General features: G+C 63.6%; 16 protein-coding genes and 1 pseudogene. 5 read left to right on the top strand and 12 right to left on the bottom strand.

Annotated elements, in window-relative coordinates; genetic code table 11:
- Positions 1-26 precede the first annotated feature (26 nt).
- On the top strand, positions 27-1,523 hold the full coding sequence (locus BMW49_RS06350; RefSeq protein WP_069516492.1) for a YifB family Mg chelatase-like AAA ATPase: 1,497 nt from the start codon (positions 27-29) through the stop codon (positions 1,521-1,523).
- Positions 1,524-1,528: 5 nt separating this feature from the next.
- On the opposite strand, the gene BMW49_RS25545 is transcribed toward BMW49_RS06350, so the two are convergent.
- The 3 genes and pseudogenes from BMW49_RS25545 to BMW49_RS06360 all read right to left on the bottom strand — a co-directional run bounded on the left by BMW49_RS25545 (position 1,529) and on the right by BMW49_RS06360 (position 4,594).
- On the bottom strand, positions 1,529-2,389 hold the full coding sequence (locus BMW49_RS25545; RefSeq protein ID WP_371850851.1) for a methyl-accepting chemotaxis protein: 861 nt from the start codon (positions 2,387-2,389) through the stop codon (positions 1,529-1,531).
- Positions 2,384-3,505 (bottom strand): annotated as a pseudogene (locus BMW49_RS25550) (Cache 3/Cache 2 fusion domain-containing protein); the annotation flags it as partial. The gene BMW49_RS25545 and the pseudogene BMW49_RS25550, both read right to left, overlap by 6 nt.
- A gap of 165 nt (positions 3,506-3,670) precedes the next feature.
- Entirely contained in the window at positions 3,671-4,594 is a 924-nt protein-coding gene (locus BMW49_RS06360) for a LysR substrate-binding domain-containing protein (RefSeq protein WP_069516494.1), read from the bottom strand.
- Between the two features lie 141 nt (positions 4,595-4,735).
- On the opposite strand from BMW49_RS06360, the gene BMW49_RS06365 reads away from it, so the two are divergent.
- Positions 4,736-6,124, top strand: a complete 1,389-nt coding sequence (locus BMW49_RS06365) for a NorM family multidrug efflux MATE transporter (RefSeq protein ID WP_069516495.1) — start codon at positions 4,736-4,738, stop codon at positions 6,122-6,124.
- A gap of 2 nt (positions 6,125-6,126) precedes the next feature.
- Here BMW49_RS06365 and BMW49_RS06370 read toward each other — a convergent pair whose 3' ends face one another.
- Positions 6,127-7,800, bottom strand: a complete 1,674-nt coding sequence (locus tag BMW49_RS06370; RefSeq protein ID WP_069516496.1) for a putative bifunctional diguanylate cyclase/phosphodiesterase — start codon at positions 7,798-7,800, stop codon at positions 6,127-6,129.
- 255 nt (positions 7,801-8,055) lie between these two features.
- On the opposite strand from BMW49_RS06370, the gene rep reads away from it, so the two are divergent.
- The gene (gene rep / locus BMW49_RS06375; RefSeq protein ID WP_069516497.1) at positions 8,056-10,065 is read left to right on the top strand and encodes a DNA helicase Rep; all 2,010 of its coding nucleotides are present in this window, start codon (positions 8,056-8,058) and stop codon (positions 10,063-10,065) included.
- Between the two features lie 24 nt (positions 10,066-10,089).
- Positions 10,090-10,566, top strand: a complete 477-nt coding sequence (locus tag BMW49_RS06380) for a UPF0158 family protein (RefSeq protein WP_069516498.1) — start codon at positions 10,090-10,092, stop codon at positions 10,564-10,566.
- A 1-nt stretch (position 10,567) separates the two neighbouring features.
- Here BMW49_RS06380 and BMW49_RS06385 read toward each other — a convergent pair whose 3' ends face one another.
- Complete coding sequence (locus BMW49_RS06385) at positions 10,568-10,894, bottom strand: thioredoxin family protein (RefSeq protein WP_069516499.1); 327 nt, start codon at positions 10,892-10,894, stop codon at positions 10,568-10,570.
- 85 nt (positions 10,895-10,979) lie between these two features.
- Between BMW49_RS06385 and BMW49_RS06390 the strand changes: the two genes are divergently transcribed.
- Positions 10,980-11,552 carry a xanthine phosphoribosyltransferase gene (locus BMW49_RS06390; protein WP_069516500.1) on the top strand — a complete coding sequence of 191 codons (573 nt, stop codon included), beginning with the start codon at positions 10,980-10,982 and terminating at the stop codon, positions 11,550-11,552.
- Here the strand turns inward: BMW49_RS06390 and BMW49_RS25555 are convergent.
- From BMW49_RS25555 to dadA, 7 genes are all read right to left on the bottom strand, one after another.
- Positions 11,536-11,991 (bottom strand): hypothetical protein, encoded by a 456-nt coding sequence (locus BMW49_RS25555; RefSeq protein WP_083251655.1) that lies wholly within the window; start codon positions 11,989-11,991, stop codon positions 11,536-11,538. The genes BMW49_RS06390 and BMW49_RS25555 overlap by 17 nt on opposite strands.
- Positions 11,936-13,678 (bottom strand): acetyl-CoA hydrolase/transferase C-terminal domain-containing protein, encoded by a 1,743-nt coding sequence (locus BMW49_RS06395; RefSeq protein ID WP_083251656.1) that lies wholly within the window; start codon positions 13,676-13,678, stop codon positions 11,936-11,938. The genes BMW49_RS25555 and BMW49_RS06395 overlap by 56 nt, the downstream gene beginning before the upstream one ends.
- 110 nt (positions 13,679-13,788) lie before the next feature.
- A complete protein-coding gene (locus BMW49_RS06400) occupies positions 13,789-14,211 on the bottom strand; it encodes a c-type cytochrome (RefSeq protein ID WP_069516501.1) in 423 nt (140 codons plus the stop codon).
- Between the two features lie 180 nt (positions 14,212-14,391).
- Positions 14,392-14,940 (bottom strand): cupin domain-containing protein, encoded by a 549-nt coding sequence (locus BMW49_RS06405; protein WP_069516502.1) that lies wholly within the window; start codon positions 14,938-14,940, stop codon positions 14,392-14,394.
- A 102-nt stretch (positions 14,941-15,042) separates the two neighbouring features.
- Positions 15,043-16,113 carry an alanine racemase gene (gene alr / locus BMW49_RS06410; RefSeq protein ID WP_069516503.1) on the bottom strand — a complete coding sequence of 357 codons (1,071 nt, stop codon included), beginning with the start codon at positions 16,111-16,113 and terminating at the stop codon, positions 15,043-15,045.
- Between the two features lie 297 nt (positions 16,114-16,410).
- The gene (locus BMW49_RS06415; RefSeq protein WP_069516504.1) at positions 16,411-16,761 is read right to left on the bottom strand and encodes a RidA family protein; all 351 of its coding nucleotides are present in this window, start codon (positions 16,759-16,761) and stop codon (positions 16,411-16,413) included.
- Between the two features lie 36 nt (positions 16,762-16,797).
- On the bottom strand, positions 16,798-18,096 hold the full coding sequence (gene dadA, locus BMW49_RS06420) for a D-amino acid dehydrogenase (protein ID WP_069516505.1): 1,299 nt from the start codon (positions 18,094-18,096) through the stop codon (positions 16,798-16,800).
- Positions 18,097-18,199: the final 103 nt, after the last annotated feature.

An 18,199-nucleotide genomic window follows, 5' to 3' on the forward strand; every position in this document is an offset into this window, starting at 1 on the left:
GCGGGCCACGATCAAAGGAGTGATCGATGTCCCTGGCCCTCGTCCACAGCCGCGCCCAGGTGGGTGTAGAAGCCCCCGCCGTGACGGTCGAAGCCCATCTGGCCAACGGCCTGCCTTCACTGGCACTGGTGGGCCTGCCCGAGACCGCCGTCAAGGAAAGCAAGGACCGCGTGCGCAGTGCGATACTCAACTGCGACTTTGAATTTCCGCCCCGACGCATCACCCTGAGCCTGGCGCCGGCCGACCTGCCCAAGGACGGCGGACGCTTCGATTTGGCCATCGCCCTGGGCATCCTCGCCGCCAGCGGCCAGATACCCGCCGCTGCACTGGAACAGGTCGAATGCCTCGGTGAGCTGGCCCTATCGGGGGCCGTGCGCCCGGTTCAGGGCGTGCTGCCGGCCGCACTGGCCGCACGCGCAGCCGGACGCACCTTGCTGGTGCCAAGGGCGAATGCCGAAGAAGCCAGTTTGGCCTCGGGGCTGCAGGTGTTGGCGGTTGAGCACTTGCTGGAAGCCGCCGCGCACTTCAGCGGCCATACACCGCTGGCGCCATTCGCCGCCCAGGGCCTGTTGCGGCGCACTCTGCCCTACCCCGACCTCAGCGAAGTCCAGGGCCAGCTCGCGGCCAAACGCGCCCTGCTGGTCGCGGCAGCGGGATCGCACAATTTATTGTTCAGCGGCCCACCCGGGACCGGCAAGACCCTGCTCGCCAGCCGTCTACCAGGCCTGCTGCCACCGCTGGCCGAGCAGGAAGCGCTGGAGGTCGCGGCGATTCAGTCGGTGGCGAGCCACGCGCCCCTGGAGCATTGGCCACAGCGACCCTTTCGTCATCCGCACCATAGCGCCTCGGGACCGGCCCTGGTCGGTGGTGGCAGCCGTCCACAGCCTGGCGAGATTACTCTGGCCCATCACGGCGTGCTGTTTCTTGACGAATTACCGGAGTTTGACCGCAAGGTTCTGGAAGTTCTGCGCGAGCCGCTGGAAAGCGGCCATATCGTGATCGCCCGGGCTCGCGACAAGGTGCGCTTTCCTGCCCGCTTCCAGCTGGTAGCCGCCATGAATCCCTGCCCTTGTGGCTTTCTCGGCGACCCCAGTGGCCGTTGCCGTTGCACCCAGGAACAGGTCCAACGCTACCGTGGCAAACTCTCTGGCCCGCTGCTCGACCGGATCGACCTGCATGTAACGGTGGCAAGGGAAACCACCACGCTGCACGCCCTGCCGCAAAGCGGTGCCGACACCGCCACAGCTGCCGCCCAGGTAGCCCAGGCACGGGCACTGCAGTACGCACGCCAGGGCGTGGCCAATGCCTTTCTCGACCTCAATGCGCTACGCGAACACTGTGCCCTGCAGGCTGACGACCAGAGTTGGCTGGAGAGTGCCTGCGAACGCCTGGGCCTGTCCCTGCGCGCGGCCCACCGGGTGCTCAAGGTGGCGCGCACCCTGGCTGACCTTGAAGAGGCCGAGCTGATCGCCCGCAACCACCTGGCCGAAGCCCTGCAATACCGCGGTCACCCGCAGGGCTGAGTGGTTTACTGAAAGCGCCCGACTTCCTGGCGCAGCGCATCCGCCAGCTCATCCAGCTCACGCGCTGTTTCCGCCAGGTTGGCAATGACCTGACGCTGCTCGTTGTTGGCCAGCGAGATACTCTGCAGGTTGCTGCTCAACGAGGTCGCCGTGCTGCTTTGCTCGCTGGTGGCGGTAGTGATGGCGGTGAACTGCTCGCCGGCCGCATTGCTCTGCTCGGCGATCTGGCGCAGCGCATCGGCGACTTTGGCATTGCGCTGCAAGCCTTCCTGCATCAAGCCGCGACCCTGCTCCATGGTGTTGATGGCACTGGTGGTTTCGCTCTGAATACTGGCGATCATGCTGGAAATTTCATCGGTCGCCTCGCGGGTGCGTCCGGCCAGGTTACGCACCTCGTCGGCGACCACAGCGAAGCCACGGCCCTGTTCACCCGCCCGCGCCGCTTCGATAGCCGCGTTGAGGGCTAGCAGATTGGTCTGGTCGGCAATCGAGGTAATCACGCTGACAATGCCGCCGATTTCCTGAGAACGCTGGCCCAGGGTGTCAATCACCGTGGCCGTGGTGTTCAGCGAGCTGGCGATCTGCTCAAGCGCTGCCGAGGCCTCATCCATCGAGGCGCGGCCGATGCGCGTCTGCTGGGCGTTGTCGCTGGCGACCTGTTGGGTATTGCGCATGTTATCGGCGATATCCAGCGAGGTAGCACTGAACTCTTCGACCGCGCCCGCCATGCTGGTGATCTCGCCCGACTGCTGCTCGATGCCCTCGAAAGCCCCGCGCGACAAACCGGACAGTGCCTGGGCACGGCTGCTGACGTTATGGGCCGCCTCTCGGATACGCGCGACCATGCTCGACAAGGCATCGCCCATCTGGTTGAAGTTGCGCGCCAGCTCACCGATCTCATCGTTACTGGTGATCTGCAGGCGCGCACTAAGGTCGCCGGCGCCCAGAGCCTGAGCCTGGCGCACCACATCATCGAGCGGGCGCAACTTGCGCCGCAACAGCCAGATAACCGCGGCCACAGCGAGCAGCAGGGTTACCAGACTGCCGACTGCCAACTGGCTGCCGACATTCCAGGTTACCGCCTGGATCTCGGCCCGCGGCATGCTCGCAACCACCTGCCAGGGGCCACCAGCGAACGGCATGGCCACACTGAAGAACTCATCCTCGCCATCCTGCCAGAACGCGCCCTTGCCAGGCGTCCCCAGCACAGTGGCGAGTTGCGCAACAGCCTGCTCGGGCTGGCGGGCGCCTGCCGGAGCGACCAGCCATTGCTGCTGCTCGTTAAGCAGAGCCAGAGAACCGGTTTTGCCGATACGAAACTTGGCCAGATTGTCGAACTGCATCTGCTGCGCATCGGTGTAATCGAAACCGACGAACAGCACGGCAAACACCCGACCGGCGCTATCGCGCACCGGCGTGTATTGGGTCATGTAGAAACGCTCGAAGAGCAAGGCGCGGCCCACATAGCCTTCACCACCAAGCAGGCGCGCATAGGCCGGGTGGGCGTGGTCAAGCGCCGTGCCGATGGCGCGACTGCCATCGGGCTTGGTCAGCGAAGTACTGATGCGCACGAATTCGTCACCGTCGCGCACGAAGACCGTGGCCACACCGGCGGTCAATTGGCGAAACTCGTCGACCTCGGCAAAGTTGTTGTTCAGGGCGCTGCCACCCAGATACAGCGTAGGTGCCTGCAGGCTACCGACCGCGACGCGCTCAGCATTCTCAAGCCGCAGGCCACCCTGAAAGCGCCGCTCGAACAGCCCCGCCAGGCGCTGGGTACTTTCCTTCAGGCTGCCATGAAAGGTGCTGAGCTGATCCGCCAGCAGGCGCGCCTCGCTGCCCATGTGCTCTTCACGGGTGGTCAGGGTCGCATTATTCAGCGAGCGCAGGGCGAACAGCGTGCTGGCACTGATCAAGAGAACCAGCACGACGGCCAGCGCACTGGCCAACTGCCAGGCAATGCGGGAACGGGGCGATGTCATGCGTCTCTCCAGAGGCACCAGGTGGCGGATACACAGCTATAAAAGTCACGATTGACCTTGCTCAGGTCTACGGCGGGCGCTGAGAATACTTGAGCGATTTAGTGCGTCAACCAAAAAGCGCCAAATGGCCATCATACGTCGTAAATACACAAGATCTGTCGCACTTTATGCACCAAGTAGCGCCACATCAGGCATACCGGTTGCCACCACCTCGGCTAGCAGAAAGTCACGCAAGCGCTGATAGCGGGCCTGGTTACGGCGGGCGCGCGGCCACACTAGATAGTAGCTGGCACCGCTGCTGACTGCCTGCGCCCAAGGCAAAGCCAGGCGCCCTTGGGCCACATCCTCGGCGACCATCCACAGATCACCAATCGAGACACCATAGCCGCGCGCTGCCGCGACCATACCCAGCTCGAGGGTATCGAACACCTGGCCACCCTTGAGTGAGACCTGATCTGCCAACCCCATGCCCTGTAGCCAGCGCCGCCAATCGCGACGGTCCGGTGTAGGGTGCAGCAGTTGCGCCGCCTGCAAGGTCTCCAGGGTCCAAGGCGTGGCCCCCAACGCCTCGGGCGCGCAGACGGGTATCAGCCATTCGGCGAACAGCAGGCAGCTTTCCCAGTGTTCAGGGAACTCGCCTTCACTGAGCAGCACTGCGCAGTCGAAGGGCTCGTGCTGGAAGTCCACGGTGTCCACGTCCATCCAGGCACTGGTCAGTTGTACCTCACTGCCATCGGGCTGTAGGCGAAAGCGCGACAGGCGCGCCAGCAACCAGCGCATGGTCAGGGTCGAGGGGGCTTTCAGGCGCAGTGTGGCGTCATCGCTGCGCAGCGTCGAGCAGGCCCGCTCCAGCGCATCGAAGCCCTCACGCAGCCCTGGCAGCAACAGCCGCGCGGGTTCAGTGAGCACCAGATTGCGCCCACGTCGCTCGAACAGGCGGCAGGAGAAGTGCTCCGCCAGGGTGCGCACATGCCGGCTCACCGCACTCTGGGTAATCGCCAACTCGTCTGCTGCACGGGTGAACGAGCTGTGCCGGGCGGCGGCCTCGAAGGCACGCAAGGCGTAAAGCGCAGGGAGCTGACGATTCACAGGCTTTCCAATACATGAGTTTTAGTCATGCCTAGGATCGCTTTTTTCCTTTTGTGCGCCTAGGGCTTGCTCAGCAAAATAGAAGCAATGGTCGTTATCCAGAGCTATTCAAGACCGCCTATTTATTGAGCAAAACTCATCATGCCATCACCCCTAAAAACGGAATTGAACGCCATCGTGTGCCTGGCCGGGCCGCTCATTGCCGCTCAACTGGCCCATGTGCTGATGGTCTTCACCGACACCCTGATGATGGGCCTGCTGGGCCCGGCCGAACTCGCTGGCGGCGGCTTGGGCGCGGCCAGTTATGCCTTCGTCTCGATCTGTTGTGTGGGCGTGATCGCGGCTGTCGGCAGCCTGGTCGCAATCCGCCATGGCGCAGGCGATACCCATGGCGTCACGCGCCTGACGCAAAACGGCCTGTGGCTGGGCATGGGCCTGGCACTGCTGGCCATGCTCGTGCTCTGGCAGCTCGAACCGCTGCTGCGCCTGGCCGGGCAGACGCCCGCCAGCGTTGCGCATGCCATGACTTTTCTCGGCACCCTGCTGTTCGCCTTGCCCGGTTACCTGATCTTTATGGCGCTGCGCGGCTTCACCAGTGCCATCGGCCGACCAGGACCTGTGATGGCCATCAGCATCGGTGGCGCCGCAGCCAACTTCGTTCTCAACTACGCCATGATCAAAGGCTGGCTCGGCTTGCCGACGTTGGGCTTGGCCGGTATCGGCCTGGTGACGGCCGTGGTGAGCAACGTCATGGCGGCCTTATTGGCCTGGCACGTTACACACCACCGCGCCTATGCCAGCTACCCACTGGGCCAGGGCTTTTGGCGACCACAAGCCGAGGTGTTGCGTGAGTTACTACGCCTGGGCCTAGCGATTGGCGGCACCTATGCAGTGGAGTCAGGCCTGTTCGCCTTTGCCGCGCTGTGCATGGGCGCGCTGGGCAGCACCGCGCTGGCGGCGCACCAGATCGCGATCATGTCGGTGTATGTCGCCTTTATGGTGCCGGTGGGCATTTCCTACGCCGTGACCTTTCGTATCGGCCGCCACTTCGGCGCAGGTGACCTGCAGGCTGCGCGTCAAGCCGGACGCCTGGGCATCGGCCTCGGCGCAGCCTGCATGTTCGCCTTTGCCTGCCTGTTCTGGCTCGCGCCACAGGCCGTGGTCGGGCTGTTCCTCGATGCGGATGACCCGGCTTATACCGAGATCGTGGCCCTGGCCGTTGCCCTGCTGGCGATCGCTGCCTGGTTCGAGCTATTCGACGGCATTCAGACCATCGCCATGGGGGCGATCCGCGGTCTCAAGGATGCCCGCACGACCTTCCTGGTGGGGCTCGCCTGCTACTGGCTGATCGGTGCACCGCTGGCCTGGTACCTGGCATTCCCTTTTGGCTGGGGTGCAGCAGGCGTCTGGTGGGGCCTGGCAGGTGGCCTGGCCTGCGCCGCAATCGGCCTGACCCTGGGATTTGAGGGCAAGACCGCGCGACTGCTGCGTACCCGGCCTACAGGCCGCCTACAACCGGTCCATGGCTGATTTCACACACCCGGCGGGCTGAGCAGCGCCTGGCGCGCGCCGAACACCAAAAAGCGCGCCAGCTCGCTGAGTGCCAGCGCCTGGCTGATCAGGTAGCCCTGCACCTGGTCGCAACCGTACTGGCGCAGCAGGGCCAACTGGCTGGCGCTCTCCACACCCTCGGCCACCACCTGCAGATTGAGGTTATGCGCCAGGTTGATCATGGCGCGCACCAACTGGCGGTTGTCTTCCCGCTCATCCATGCCGCCGACGAAGCTCTTGTCGATCTTCAGCAAGGCAATGGGCAGGCTGTGCAGGTGCACGAACGAGGAGAACCCCGTGCCGAAATCGTCCAGGGAAAAACGCACACCCAACTGCCCCAGTGCCGCCATGGTCTGCTGCACCTGTTCGCTGCGGCGCATCACGGCGGTTTCCGTCAGCTCGAACTCCAGCCAGCGCGCATCGACGCCGCGCTCGCGAATCAGCCGACTCAGGGTCGAGAGCAACTGGCTGTCCTGAAACTGACGAAACGACAGGTTGACCGCCATGTGCAAGGGCGCCAGGCCACGCCCGCGCAGCCACTGCATATCCCGCAGAGCACGGGCCATGACCCAATAGCCCAGCGGCACGATCAGCCCGCTCTCCTCCGCCAGCGGTACGAACTCGCTAGGCGCCAGTAGCCCGCGCTGTGGGTGCTGCCAGCGCACCAGCGCCTCCAGGCCAAGAATCTGCCCGCTCTTGAGGCACAAGCGCGGCTGATAATGCAGCACCAACTCGTCACGACGTAGCGCCCGGCGTAGCTCGCCCTCCAGATCAGCCTGGCTGCGTGCGCCGCGGTTGAGACGTTCATCATAGATATGGAAGGTGCAACCCTGCTGGGTCTTGGCCTGTTGCATGGCGATATGTGCATGCCACATCAGCGGGTCAGCCTGCAGGTGATCACCGGCATGCGCCAGGCCCAGACTGCAACCCAGCAACAGGCTTTCGCCATCGACCCAGTAGGGCTCACTCAGGGCATCGGTGATGCGCTCAGCGAGGAAGGCGAGACGCGCCGGATTACGCCGCACATCCAGCAGCAGGGCAAACTCGTCGCTGCCCAGCCGGGCGATCTGTTCATGAGGCTGCAACAGCGCCTTCAGCCGCGCCACCACCTGCAGAATCAGGCGGTCACCGGCCTGGTAGCCGAGGGCATCATTGGCGTGGCGAAAGTTGTCCAGGTCCAGATGCCCCAGAACCAGCCCACGCCCCGCGTCCTGAGCCAGACGGGCCGCCAGCAAAGCCTGAAAGCCTTGCCGGTTGGCGATACCGGTGAGCGCATCCTGCTCGGCCAGGCGGGTGAGACTGCCGCGCAGGCTGCGCTGCTCGCGGGCGTAGCGCAGGCAACGACGCAACACCTCGGGGGTTAATTGGTCGAGCACCAGCCAATCGCAGACACCTGCAGGCTCCTCCTGGGGGGCGTGCTCAAGCAACAGGATGGCCGGCAGGGCGCATTCGCCTGCAGCCGGGCACTGCGCCTCGGTGGTCAACAGCAGACCACTGTGGTGTTCGTCGAACAAGGCGCTGGCCGCCTCCCAGGAAGGCGCGGTGATCAGCGCAAAGGCATTGTCCATGCCGGCCAGACAGTCTCGTAACGCGGCCAGCCATACCGGTGTTTCGGCCAGAAGTAGCAACTGCAAGGGTTCGATACGCGCGGACAAACAACCTCCCCAAGCCACAAGAAATGGATGAGCAATGCCACCCTGCTGCGCCGTAGACGGCGTCTAATACTGCACATCCCTGTGGTGCTGGTCGGACCGCAAAGCCGACGAACGGCAGCAGGTTACTGCATTCTCCAGATTAACCAAGCCTGGCCTAGCGCCAGCACGTGTTCTACAGCACAGTTTCAGGGAGTCGCGGCACAGCCGGCCATGCCTGCTAAAATGCCGACCCCCTTCTTCAGGTGAACCGACCCCATGTCCCGACTGAACCCCCGGCAACAGGAAGCCGTGAACTATGTCGGCGGCCCGCTCCTGGTGCTCGCCGGTGCCGGCTCCGGCAAGACCAGCGTAATCACCCGCAAGATCGCTCATCTGGTGAAGAACTGTGGCATCCAGGCGCGCCATATCGTCGCGATGACCTTTACCAACAAGGCCGCCCGGGAGATGAAGGAGCGCGTCGGCACCTTGCTCAAGGGCGCCGAGGCCCGCGGCCTCACTGTGTCGACCTTCCACAACCTGGGCATGAACATCATCCGCAAGGAATACGCAGCGCTGGGCTACAAGCCGGGTTTCTCGATCTTCGACGAGGGCGATATCAAGGCGCTGCTCAGTGACATCATGCAGAAGGAGTACGCCGGCGACGACGGCGCGGACGAGATCAAGGGTTACATCGGCAGCTGGAAAAACGACCTGATTCTGCCCGACGAGGCCCTGGCCAGCGCGCGCAACCCCAAGGAGCAGACCGCCGCCATCGTCTACCTGCACTACCAGCGCACGCTCAAAGCGTACAACGCAGTGGACTTCGACGACCTGATCCTGATGCCGGTGAAGCTGTTTCAGGACAATCCGGACATCCTGGAAAAATGGCAGAACCGCATCCGCTACCTGCTGGTCGACGAATACCAGGACACCAACGCCAGCCAGTACCTGCTGGTGAAACTGCTGGTGGGCATGCGCAACCAGTTCACCGTGGTCGGTGACGATGACCAGTCGATCTACGCCTGGCGCGGCGCGCGCCCGGAAAACCTGATGTTGCTCAAAGAGGACTACCCCTCACTCAAGGTGGTGATGCTCGAGCAGAACTACCGCTCCACCAGCCGCATCCTCAAATGCGCCAACATCCTCATCGCCAACAACCCCCACGTATTCGAGAAGCAGCTCTGGTCGGAGATGGGCGTGGGCGACGAGATCCGCGTGATCCGCACCCGCAACGAAGACGCCGAGTGCGAGCGCGTGGCCCTGGAAATCCTCACCGAGCACCTGCGCACCGAGCGCCCTTACAGCGATTACGCGATCCTCTACCGCGGCAACTACCAGGCCAAGCTGATGGAGCTGAAGCTGCAGCACCACCAGATTCCCTATCGCCTGAGTGGCGGCACCAGCTTCTTCGCCCGCCAGGAGGTGAAGGACCTGATGAGTTACTTCCGCCTGCTGGTCAACCCGGACGACGACAATGCCTTTTTGCGGGTGATCAATGTGCCGCGCCGCGAGATCGGCTCGACCACCCTGGAAAAGCTCGGCAACTACGCCACCGAGCGCAAGATCAGCATGTACGCCGCCACCGATGAGATCGGCCTGGGTGAACACCTCGACAGCCGCTACACCGAGCGCCTGGCGCGCTTTAAACGCTGGATGGACGGCGTGCGCCAGCAGTGTGCGCAGAACGACCCGATTGCCGCGATCCGCAGCATGGTGATGGACATTGACTACGAGAACTGGCTACGGCAGAACGCCTCCAACGACAAGGTCGCCGATGCGCGCATGGGCAATGTGTGGTTCCTCGTCGACGCGCTGAAGAACACCCTGGAGCGCGACGAAGACGGCGACATGACCATCGAAGACGCCATCGGCAAGCTGGTGCTGCGCGACATGCTTGAACGCCAGCAGGAGGAGGAAGACGGCGCCGAGGGCGTGCAGATGATGACCATGCACGCCTCCAAAGGCCTGGAGTTTCCCTCGGTGTATATCATCGGTTTCGAGGAGGAAATCCTCCCGCACCGCTCCAGCATCGAGGCTGACACCATCGAAGAGGAGCGGCGCCTGGCCTATGTCGGCATCACCCGTGCCAAGCGCAACCTGGCGCTGACCTTCGCCGCCAAACGCAAGCAATACGGCGAAATCATCGACTGCTCGCCGAGCCGCTTCCTCAACGAACTGCCGCCCGAAGACCTGGTCTGGGAAGGTATGGAAGACGCCCCGGTGGAGGTCAAAGCCGCCCGTGGTAACGACGCCCTGGCGAATATGCGCGCCCTGCTCAAGCGCTGAAACGCACGCAGACGAGGACCGACCATGCTGACGCTCGACCTACCTGCGGTGATCGCTGCGCTCGACGGCCAACAGCGGCTGGAGCATTACCTGGATCTCGACAGCGGCCAGGTCATCCGCCTGTCGCCTGATGACAGCGACAGTGAGCAACGCCTCGAACTGGACAACGATCCAGCGCGCTTTGTCGCCATCGAACCCTTGGATACCGACGAGCAGGTGGCCATGCGCGCGGCATTTTTGCAGACGCTCGACGACCCTCACGCTCATCCCCTGCTCGCGGCGACGCTCAAAGGGCGCAAGCCCTTGCGCCGGTTCGACTTCGAGCTGGCCCAGTTCCCTGCTGCCGCCCAGGCCTGGCAGGCCTTCGCCGACAAGTACCGGCACACCCATGCACTCGCCTGGCTTGATGAGCTAGGGCTGGAGCCCGCCAGTCACGCGGCGACAATCGACACCCGCGGCATACCCAAGGACATCTTGCGGCGCCTGCACAAAGGCGCCTGACTCAGTCCGCTGTCAGCAACCGCGCCAGCGCTTCACTGATCGCAGCGGCCTGAGTCGGCCGCACCAACCGTGCCACCTCGCGGCCGCCACGGACACATACCAGGGTCGGCCATAGGGTCACCTTGAAACTGCGTCCCAGGCGGCGGCCTTTGCCATCCTCAATCTTTATATGGCGCACTCCCGGCTGGCTGATCAGCGCCTCGGCAATGGCCGCCTGCGCGGCTTGGCAATGGCCACACCAAGACGCACCGAATTCGAGCAGGGTCGGCTCTGGCCACGCATCGACCTCGGCGCGGGTTGGTTCAGCTGTTACCGGTGAGACAGGCATGCAACCTCCCGTTGTTTTGCTACACGTGCGCCGCGATTTAAGGGAAAATCCACTGCTTTCAAGCGAACCCCAGGGGTGCAGGATCGTGGAGCTGTTGAAACGCAAGATCATGAGCGACGGCGTCGTCCTGTCCGATCAGGTGCTGAAGGTCGATGCCTTTCTCAATCACCAGATCGACCCGCTGCTGATGCAGCAGATCGGTCATGAGTTCGCTAAACGCTTTGCCGGCCAGGGCATCAGCAAGATCGTCACCATCGAAGCCTCGGGTATCGCCCCGGCGGTAATGGCGGGCCTCGAGCTGGGCGTGCCGGTGATCTTTGCCCGCAAGTACCAGTCGCTGACGCTCAAGGACGACCTCTACACCTCCACCGTGTTCTCGTTCACCAAGCAGACCGAGAGTACCTTGGCGATCTCCAGCAAGCACCTCAACGCCCAGGATCACGTACTGCTGATCGACGATTTTCTCGCCAACGGCCACGCCGCCCGCGCGCTGATCGACCTGATCGGCCAGGCCGGCGCGAGCATTGCCGGGATCGGTGTGGTCATCGAGAAATCCTTCCAGCGCGGCCGCGCTGAACTCGACGAACAAGGCTATCGCGTCGAGTCACTGGCGCGCATCCAGTCCCTGAGTGGCGGCCAGGTCAGCTTTCTCGACTGAGCTGCCCACTGGCCTGCAAGGCCGAGCGCACCAGATGCCGTTGCAGGTGCGTACGCCAGCAGCGCGGAGCCGCCAGGTCCAGGCGCGCCAGGTGAGCCGCGCTGGCGGTAGTGCTGGCCGGCTGGCACAGCGCACGCAGCAATTTCAGCGCCTGGCGCGGCCGGGCATGGGCCTTGAGCCAGGCCAGGGCATCAAGCAGCGCCTGTTCGGTTTCATCGAAATCACAGCCCAGGGGAAAGGCGGCAAACCGCTGCGGATGGTCGCGCTGCACCTGCGCCAGGCGCGCCGGCAGATTCTCGCTAAAACGCGGCGCCAGGCGAAAATCCCGAGGCAATTTGCCGGCCTGGCGGGCCTGCTCAATCAACTGCGGCTGAAAGCGCGAATCACTGATTGCCAATAACGCTTCGATCACCTGGGCATCGGCCGCGCAGGTCGGCAATGCCGTATTCGGTGACCACGATATCGCGCAAATGCCGGGCAATGGTCACATGTCCGTAGTCCCAAACGATGTTCGAGCTGACTTGCCCCTTGTTCGCCCGCCAACTGCGCAGCAGCAGAATCGAGCGGGCATCGTCCAGGGCATGGCCCTGGGCAACGAAGTTGTACTGCCCGCCCACGCCGCTGAGCACCCGACCGTCCTCCAACTGGTCAGCCACCCCGGCCCCTAGCAAGGTCATGGTGAAGGCCGTGTTGATAAAGCGCGCATCACGCCGCTGCAAACGCTTGAGTGCTTCCTGGCCATACAGCTCGTTGATAAAGCGAATCCCGGTCATGGCAAAGCGCGCGCGCTGCGCAGCCGGTAACTCGCGCAAGCGCGCGTAGAACGATTGCGGGCCGAGAAAGAAGCCGCCATGCAGCACCGCTGCGCCGGGGGCCGGTGTCAGCCAGGGCGCGAGCGCCGCCTGGGTCTGCGCCCGGCGCAGGTCCGCGTCGAGCCACTGACCATCGGGCAACTGCACCTGCCCTGGCGCTACGCGCACGCGCTGATCCACAACGCCGAGGGCTTGCAGCATCTCGATCTGCAAGCTCTCGCCACAGCCGCTATCGAGCAGCGCCTGAACACTGCGAGGACGTCCCTCGGCATCTAGCGCGCCGGCATTGGCCCACGCTTGCAGCTGTTCCTCTGGATACACCGCGCGCCGCACAATGCCGGCATCGGCCAGCACCAGCAGACCGTTGACGAACATCTCACTGCAGCCGTAGAGGCCCTGCTCGAACGGCGCCAGGCCGCCGAGCCGATCCAGCGGGGCGTTCTCTTCACCGCCACGCAGGGTTTTCAACGTTGCACGGTAGTCGGCATTTTCCGCGTCTCGGGCCAGCAGAGCAGCGGTCAGCGCATCGCCCATCGAGCCGATGCCAATCTGCAAGGTACCGCCGTCGCGCACCAGCGTGCTGGCATGCAGGCCGATGCAGTGGTCCTGCAGGTTGACCGGCATATTCGGTGTGGAAAACAGCCGGCTGCCGTCAGGCTCGCGCAGCATCACATCGAAGCGTTCACGCGGCAGCTCCGCATCGCCCGCCATATAGGGCAACGCTTCATGCACCTGGGCGATGGTAAAGATCGCTTCACCTGCGGCGCGGCGCGCGTCGAGCAGCGGCAGCAGGTCCAGGGTGATATCCGGGTTGCAGCTCAGGCTCAGGTGCTGCGGCCGCTCGGTATCCACGGCCACCAGTTGCGCGATGACATTCAGGCCCTTGGCATTGAGGTCACGGGCCGCGTGACTGTAGTTGCTGCTGATGTAGTCCTGCTGGGCCGGCGCGCAGTCGAGCAGGCTACCTGGTTGCAGAAAGAACTGCTCGACCCGCACGTTGGCCGGCAGGCGGTCAGCGTGCAAATCGGCGAGGAAATCCAGCTCCGGGTAATCGGCGAAGACTCGCTCAACAAAAGGTTCGAGAAAACGCGCTTGCAAGCCGTCGCCCAACAGTGGCCGGCTCAGGCAGAGCGCGGTGTAAATGGTCAGCTGGCGCTGCGGCAACTGACGCATCCGCGCATACAGGGCATTGACCCAGTGATTGGGTTTGCCCAGACCCAGGGGCAGACCCAGGGGCAGACCCAGGTGAATGGGGCCGTCGATCCGCGCGAGGAGCAAATCGATGGCCTGTTCGCTGCTGCAGTCCTGTGACATGCCGGTATTCCCTGAAACCCAGTGTCGAACAGCTTGGACTGCGCTCAGTGCGGTTTTGCTGCACCCACGAAAAAGCCGCCCGAAGGCGGCTTTATTCCAGCGATGCCGGCTTACAGGCCAGACATTTTCTGGATGGCTGCGCGCAGCTCGTCATCCGAGCAATCGGCACAGGTGCCCTTCGGCGGCATGGCATTGATGCCGGAGATGGCCTTGGCCAGGATGCCATCGAGGCCGCCCTGGCTGTCTGCACGCTCTTTCCACGCGGCGGTGTCACCAATTTTCGGTGCACCCAGGATGCCTGGGGTATGGCAGGCGCCGCAGTGCTTGGCAATGATGTCATCAGGGGTGCGTGCGCCACCGCCAGCGGAAGCCGCAACGGTGCCCACGCCTTTGCATTCCTGACCCATCACACAGACTTCACCGACCGGCTTGAGGCGCTCGGCGATGGCTTCATCGGTCGTGGCCTGAGCAGTCACTGCCCACAGGGCCAGTACGGCAGCTGGTACTGCCAGCATTTTCTTCATCAGATTCACGGTACACCCTCTTCGTGGCTAGTCACGCCCGCGGCCACGGTTTCGCGAGCGGGCGTCAGTATAACGGCAAGCCGCCCCGGCCGAAACAACCCTGTTGTCGCAGGGGGATTGGCAGGATCGACCGGCTCGGCATGCCCCCGCTCTGTGGGCAGGGCTTGTCCGAAGCCTGGAGTTTGCGCATCAGAAATTCGCAGGCGTAGTCGCACTGATCAACTTGGCCGGCACATCGAACGGATTGCGAAAACGATGCGGCTTGGCACTTTCAAAATAGTAGCTGTCGCCGCTCTCCAGCACATACACCTCACCGGCCACGGTCAGTTCCAGCTTGCCGTCGACCAGCATGCCGGCCTCTTCGCCTTCGTGGGTGAGCATCTCGTCACCGGTGTCGGCACCGGGTGGATAGGTTTCCGAGAGAAAGGCGATGGCCCGCGAGGGGTGCGCCTTGCCGACCAGCTTCATGGTCACGGCACCATCGGAGATGTCGATCAGTTCGCTGGCTTTGTAGACCACCTGGGTCGGGTTGTCCTGCTCCAACTCAAGGGAGAAGAATTCCACCAGGGACATGGGAATGCCGGCCAGAACCTTTTTCAGCGAGCTGATCGAGGGGCTTACGCTGTTCTTCTCGATCATCGAAATAGTGCTGTTGGTGACGCCCGCCCGCTTGGCGAGTTCACGCTGGGAAAGGCCTTTGAGTTTGCGAATGGATTGCAGTCGAACACCGACGTCCAATGCTGGAGTCCCCCTGGGGAAGATACGGATAAAGTGGCCGTATCATGGCAACAGCGTTCAGTATTTACAACACACTGATCGTAAATACTGCCCAGCTGCGCCTTATCCGCGGTAAACCAGCGACACACGTCGCAGGTTGCAGAACAGCTGATAGGGAATGGTCTCGGCGCAGGCGGCCACCTCACTGGCCAGCACCTGCTCACCCCAGAGCTGCACCTGGCTGCCCAGACCGGCTTGCGGCAGATCGGTGAGATCGACCGTAAGCATGTCCATGGACACCCGACCGATCAGACGCGTGCGCTGGCCGTCGACGATCACCGGCGTGCCAGTCGGCGCATGGCGCGGGTAGCCATCGGCATAACCCATGGCGACCACACCAACACGGGTCGGCCGCTCACTGACAAAGCGCGCGCCGTAGCCAACCGGTTCGCCGGTCGGCAGCTCACGTACGCTGATAATCTTCGACTGCAAAGTCATCACCGGTTTGAGACGGGCGGCCTCAGCCTGCACCTGCTCGAAGGGCGTGGCACCGTAGAGCATGATGCCGGGGCGTACCCAATCGCTAGGCGCTTGTGGCCACCCGAGCACGGCTGGCGAGTTGCGCAGGCTGACCTCGGCACTCAAACCTTGGCGCGCGTGTTCGAATACGGCTAATTGCTCCTCGCTGCGCGCACAGTCCAGCTCATCGGCACGGGCGAAGTGGCTCATCAGCACGATCTTGCTCACCTTGCCGCTGACCAGCAGGCGCTGGTAGCCCGCCTGGTAATCAGCGGGATGCAGACCAACACGGTGCATGCCCGAGTCCAGCTTGAGCCAGACCTGCAAGGGCTTGTGCAAGTGAGCACGCTCGATGGCCTCGATCTGCCACAGGGCATGGACCACGCACCACAGCTCATGCTGCTCGATCAGCGCCAGCTCGTCGGCCTCGAAGAAACCCTCGAGCAGCAGAATCGGCGCGCGAATCCCGGCTTCGCGCAGCACCAGTGCCTCTTCAATGCAGGCCACGGCAAAGCCATCGGCCTCGGCCTCCAGGGCCTGGGCGCAGCGCACGGCGCCATGCCCGTAGGCATCGGCCTTGACCACGGCCAGGGCGCGAGCGCCGCTAAGCTCGCGGGCCAGGCGATAGTTGTGACGCAGGGCGTCGAGGTCGATCAGGGCACGGGCGGGACGCATGACAGGTTACTTCTCTCTTATCGCTGCACCGGGATGCGCGCAGGCATCAGTCAAAAAAAGCCCGGCGGGACAGCCGGGCGAAAAGCCAACACAAATACTGCGGCCTAGCAGGTCGTTGAAAACGTAGGCGAGGCAGCCAGCGCAATACCGATGGCGGCCCCGCAAAAACAGGCGAAAAACGGACTGGGCTCGCACACGAGTTTACGAGTTGTAAATGAGCATTTTGAGACGCCGCGTCCCGGCCTGTTTTTAACGCAGCGATGGCAACGCAGGTAGTTTTCAACAGCCTGCTGGCACTTAGCGCGCCGCCACCACCATCATCTCCACCAACACTTCGGGCTTGTACATCTTCGCCTCGACACAGGCGCGGGCCGGCGCAGCACCCTCGGCGACCCAGGCGTCGTACTCGGCATTAAGGCCGGCGTAATGCGCATCCATGTCCTTGAGGTAAATGGTCACGGAGAGAATCTTGCTCTTGTCGCTGCCAGCCTCGGCCAGCATGCGCTCGATATTGGCCAGGGTTTCGCGGGTCTGCTGGCGAATGTCGCCGCTGTAATCGTCGGCCAGTTGGCCGGCGAGGTAGACGGTATCGTTGTGGATCACCACTTCGCTGTAGCGCTTTTCCACATGCAGACGTTGGATCGACATTCAGATTCTCCAGAAAAAATCGGGCCGCGCAGCCTATCAGGTCCGCGCCGGCTGTGGCGCACGCTGCTGAACGCCGCGCGGGGCGCCATAACGCGAGATATCCAGGCCTTCGGCACTGATCTGCGGGCGCTTGGCGCCCAGCAGGTCGGCGAGCAGACGACCGGAGCCGCAGGCCATGGTCCAGCCCAGGGTGCCGTGACCGGTGTTGAGGAACAGGTTGCGATACGCGGTGGCACCGACAATTGGCGTGCCGTCCGGGGTGGCCGGGCGCAAGCCGGTCCAGAATTCGGCCTGCTGCAGATCACCGCCTTCGGGGTAGAGGTCAGCGGTGATCATTTCCAGGGTTTCCCGGCGGCGCGGGTTGAGCGACAGGTCGAAGCCGGCAATCTCGGCCATGCCGCCGACGCGGATTCGCCCATCGAAACGGGTGATGGCGACCTTGTAGGTCTCATCGAGGATGGTCGAGGTCGGCGCCATGTCGGCGTTGACGATCGGCACGGTCAGCGAATAGCCCTTGAGCGGGTAAACCGGCGCACGAATGCCCAACGGCTTGAGCAACTGCGGGCTGTAGCTGCCGAGGGCGAGCACGTAGCGGTCGGCGGTTTCCAGCTTGCCGTCGATCCACACGCCATTGATGCGGTCGCCCACGGCGTCCAGGCGCTGAATGTTCTGGCCAAAACGGAATTCCACGCCGAGCGCCTTGGCCATCTCCGCCAGCTTGCTGGTGAACAGTTGGCAGTCGCCGGTCTGGTCGTTGGGCAGGCGCAGGGCACCGGCCAGCTTGTGCTTGACCCCGGCCAGGGCCGGTTCGACGCGGGCAATACCATCACGGTCGAGCAGCTCGAAGGGCACACCGGACGCTTGCAGCACCGCCGTGTCCTTGGCCGCAGCGTCGACCTGAGCCTGGGTGCGGAACAGCTGGGTGGTGCCGAGTTGGCGACCTTCATAGCTGATGCCGGTTTCGGCACGCAGCTCGTCGAGGCAGTCGCGGCTGTACTCGGACAGGCGCACCATGCGCTCCTTGTTCACCGCGTAGCGGCTGGCGGTGCAATTGCGCAGCATCTGCGCCATCCACAGGTACTGGTCGATGTCGCCGGTGGCCTTGATCGCCAGCGGTGCGTGCTTCTGCAGCAGCCACTTGATGGCCTTCAACGGCACACCGGGCGCCGCCCAGGGCGAAGCGTAACCAGGCGACACCTGGCCGGCGTTGGCAAAGCTGGTTTCCAGGGCCGGGCCGTTCTGCCGGTCGACCACCACCACCTCGAAGCCCTGACGGGCCAGGTAGTACGCGCTGGCCGTACCGATCACACCACTTCCAAGCACCAGAACCCGCATGTTGCGCTCCTCGCCGCGCCGTAGCGCCGCGGTTGTTAGCCGAAGACTATTGTTAGGCGCAGTATAAAAAGACGCGCGTAGTGCTTTTCACTATATGCATAGC

It is taken from the genome of Pseudomonas cuatrocienegasensis (assembly GCF_900110925.1).
In the GTDB taxonomy this organism is placed as follows: Bacteria; Pseudomonadota; Gammaproteobacteria; order Pseudomonadales; family Pseudomonadaceae; genus Aquipseudomonas; species Aquipseudomonas cuatrocienegasensis.